Source organism: Rhizobium sp. UBA1881, assembly GCF_002338015.1.
Taxonomy (GTDB): Bacteria; Pseudomonadota; Alphaproteobacteria; order Rhizobiales; family Rhizobiaceae; genus Rhizobium.
In genome coordinates, this window is sequence record NZ_DDHH01000203.1 from 1 (window position 1) to 3,305 (window position 3,305).

Sequence of the window (3,305 nt, forward strand, 5' to 3'; positions counted from 1 at the left end):
CGCAAGCAGGGTGCGGTTGCGGCTTGATCGGTTGATCGGCTGGTGAGAAGCGGGCGGCGGAGCGGGGATTCCCCACTATGCCATGACGGGCATCTCCCCCACAAGGGGGGAGATTGGCTGGAGGCATCCGCTCGCTCCACGCTCATTGTTTGGCGAAGGTCCCGCAACGAGTCGATCTCCCCCCTTGTGGGGGAGATGTCCGGCAGGACAGAGGGGGGTAACCCACCACACACCCTCGCCAATGCGAGGCAAGCCGCATGACCCCAGACACCCTCAGAGACAAGATCATCCCCGTCACCACAATCCTGGCCGCCCTCGTCGCCATCTGGTACATCGCGGCCATCCTGATGAACGCCTCCTTCCAGCGCGACATGGACACCCGCGCCGGCCAGACCCCGACCACGATGGAGTTCATCGAGAAAACCCTATCGCAGCCGAAACCCCTCCTGCCAGCCCCGCATCAGGTGGCGCAGAACGTCTTCGAGAACACCTTCCTGCGCAAGCTCACCAGCAACCGCAGCCTCGTCTATCACTCGGGCGTCACCCTCTCCTCCACCGTGCTCGGTTTCACGCTCGGCACGCTGCTCGGCATCCTCATCGCCGTCGGCATCGTCCATATCAAGGCGCTCGACCGCAGCCTGATGCCGTGGATCATCACCTCGCAGACCATCCCGATCCTGGCGATCGCACCGATGGTGATCGTCGTCTTGGGCGCCATCAACATCACCGGCCTGATCCCCAAGGCGCTGATCTCGACCTATCTTTCCTTTTTCCCCGTCACCGTCGGCATGGTGAAGGGCCTGCGCTCGCCTGAGGTCATGCTGCTCGACCTGATGCGCACCTATAATTCCTCGCCCGCCCAGACCTTCTGGAAACTGCGCGTGCCGGCCTCCGTGCCCTATCTCTTCACCTCGATGAAGGTGGCGATCGCCGCCAGCCTCGTCGGCGCCATCGTCGGCGAGTTGCCGACGGGAGCGGTAGCCGGTATCGGCTCCAAACTGCTTGCCGGCTCCTATTACAGCCAGACCATCGACATCTGGGCGGCACTGATCGCCGGCTCGCTGCTGGCGGCGCTCCTGATCATGGTCGTCAGCATCGCCGCCAGGATCGTCGATCGCGCCATGGGCGGGAGGTCGGCATGAAGAACGCATCCTGGCAGTCGATCGTCGCCCTCCTGCTCACCATCGCCGCCGCGGCAACGCTGCCGCTGTTCTCCGCTGCATCAGGCAAGCCACCATCGACAGGCATGACGGCGATCACCTTCATCCTGATCGCGGCATCCGCTCTCATCTCCCTGCTGCCGCAGTCGAAGACCAGCCGCGCAACGGTGCTCTTCATCGGCGCCCATGGTGGCGCCTGGCTTCTGCTGTCGAGCCTGACTGGGAACGAAGGCTACGCGGCAAAGCCCTTCTTCCTGCTGATGGCGGCCTGCTGGCTGCTTGCCTGGCGCACGGTCAGCGAGATCGTCGAGATCAGAACCAACACCCGCGCCGACGATACGGCGCTACGGCTCTTGGTGCCCGCCATCTTCGGCGCCTGGATCCTGATCCTCTGGGAAACCGCCACGCGCGGCGCCGGCATCCCCTTCGTGCTCCTTCCGCCGCCGAGCGCAATTGCCGCCCGCATCGTCGGATCGCTCCCGATCCTCGGCGATGATGTCAGGCAGACGATCTTCAAGGCCGTGCTCGCCGGATATGTCATCGGCTGCGGCGCGGGCTTCGTCGTCGCCATCCTTGCCGATCGCGTCGCCTTCCTGCGCCGTGGCCTGCTGCCGATCGGCAACATGGTCTCGGCGCTGCCGATGATCGGCGTTGCCCCGATCATGGTCATGTGGTTCGGCTTCGATTGGCAGTCCAAGGCCGCCGTCGTCGTCATCATGACCTTCTTCCCGATGCTGGTGAACACCGTCGCCGGCCTTGCCGCATCCGGTCCGATGGAGCGCGACCTGATGCAGACCTACGCCTCCAGCTACTGGCAGACGCTGCTGAAACTGCGTCTGCCGGCGGCCATGCCTTTCATTTTCAATGCAGTGAAGATCAACTCGACGCTGGCGCTGATCGGTGCCATCGTCGCGGAGTTCTTCGGTACGCCGATCGTCGGCATGGGCTTCCGCATCTCCACCGAGATCGGCCGCATGAATGTCGACATGGTCTGGGCCGAAATCGCCGTCGCGGCGCTGGCAGGCTCGATCTTTTATGGCGTCGTCGCCCTCGCTGAGCGGGCGGTGACGTTCTGGCATCCGTCTATCCGTGGTGGCTAGGCGTCGCTTATTCCCGACACTGGGGTCGGGCGTAAAGAAAGAAAAAGGGAACAAGAAAATGAAAAAACTGGTTCTTGCAATGATGGCGAGCGCCATGGCGATGGCGGCAAGCCACGCGATGGCCGCCGACAAGGTGACGCTTCAGCTGAAGTGGGTCACCCAGTCGCAGTTCGCCGGCTACTACGTCGCCAAGGAGAAGGGTTACTACGAAGAGGAAGGCCTCGACGTCGACATCAAGCCGGGTGGTCCTGATATCGCGCCCGAGCAGGTGATTGCCGGCGGCGGCGCCGACGTGATCGTCGACTGGATGGGCGGCGCGCTGGTTGCCCGAGAAAAGGGGGTTCCGCTCGTCAACATCGCCCAGCCTTTCCAGAAGTCCGGCATGGAACTGATCTGCCGCAAGGACGGCCCGATCAAGACCGAAGCTGACTTCAAGGGCCACACGCTCGGCGTCTGGTTCTTTGGCAACGAATATCCCTTCTTCGCCTGGATGAACAAGATCGGCCTCAAGACCGATGGCGGCAAGGACGGTGTGACCGTGTTGAAGCAGAGCTTCGACGTTCAGCCGCTCCTGCAGAAGCAGGCCGATTGCATCTCCGTCATGACCTATAACGAATACTGGCAGGCGATCGATGCCGGCTTCAAGCCTGAGGAGTTGACGGTCTTCAACTACACCGCCATGGGCAATGACCTGCTCGAGGACGGCCTCTACGCCAATGAAGAGAAGCTGAAGGACCCGGCCTTCAAGGAAAAGATGGCCAGGTTCGTCAAGGCTTCGATGAAGGGCTGGAAGTACGCCGTCGAGAACCCCGATGATGCGGCAGGCATCGTCGTCGATGCCGGCGGTCAGGACGAAAACCACCAGAAGCGGATGATGAGCGAAGTGGCCAAGCTGATCGGCGACGGCACCGGCAAGCTCGACACCACGCTCTACGACCGCACCGCCAAGGCCCTGCTCGATCAGAAGATCATCAGCAAGGAACCGACGGGCGCCGGGAAGCACGACATCACCGACGCGGCCGCCAAGTAACGGGCGGCGGCCAGA

The 3,305-nt window shown here is 63.0% G+C and carries 3 protein-coding genes; all 3 read left to right on the forward strand.

Translation table 11 applies throughout. The features are described from left to right. The first annotated feature begins 257 nt into the window (after positions 1-257). From B3605_RS24960 to B3605_RS24970, 3 genes are read left to right on the forward strand one after another with little or no spacing between them, the layout of a single operon-like run. Positions 258-1,142: an ABC transporter permease gene (locus tag B3605_RS24960; RefSeq protein ID WP_112945376.1), complete on the forward strand. Its 885-nt coding sequence runs from the start codon at positions 258-260 to the stop codon at positions 1,140-1,142. Beyond that, entirely contained in the window at positions 1,139-2,260 is a 1,122-nt protein-coding gene (locus B3605_RS24965) for an ABC transporter permease (protein WP_296436809.1), read from the forward strand. Before B3605_RS24960 ends, B3605_RS24965 begins: the two co-directional genes overlap by 4 nt. Before the next feature lie 58 nt (positions 2,261-2,318). Continuing rightward, the gene (locus tag B3605_RS24970) at positions 2,319-3,290 is read left to right on the forward strand and encodes an ABC transporter substrate-binding protein (protein ID WP_296436810.1); all 972 of its coding nucleotides are present in this window, start codon (positions 2,319-2,321) and stop codon (positions 3,288-3,290) included. The last annotated feature ends 15 nt before the right edge of the window (positions 3,291-3,305 follow it).

Coding starts and splice junctions, on each gene's coding strand:
- B3605_RS24960 (WP_112945376.1), top strand. CDS start 258: ATGACCCCAGACACCCTCAGAGACAAGATCATCCCCGTCACCACAATC.
- B3605_RS24965 (WP_296436809.1), top strand. CDS start 1,139: ATGAAGAACGCATCCTGGCAGTCGATCGTCGCCCTCCTGCTCACCATC.
- B3605_RS24970 (WP_296436810.1), top strand. CDS start 2,319: ATGAAAAAACTGGTTCTTGCAATGATGGCGAGCGCCATGGCGATGGCG.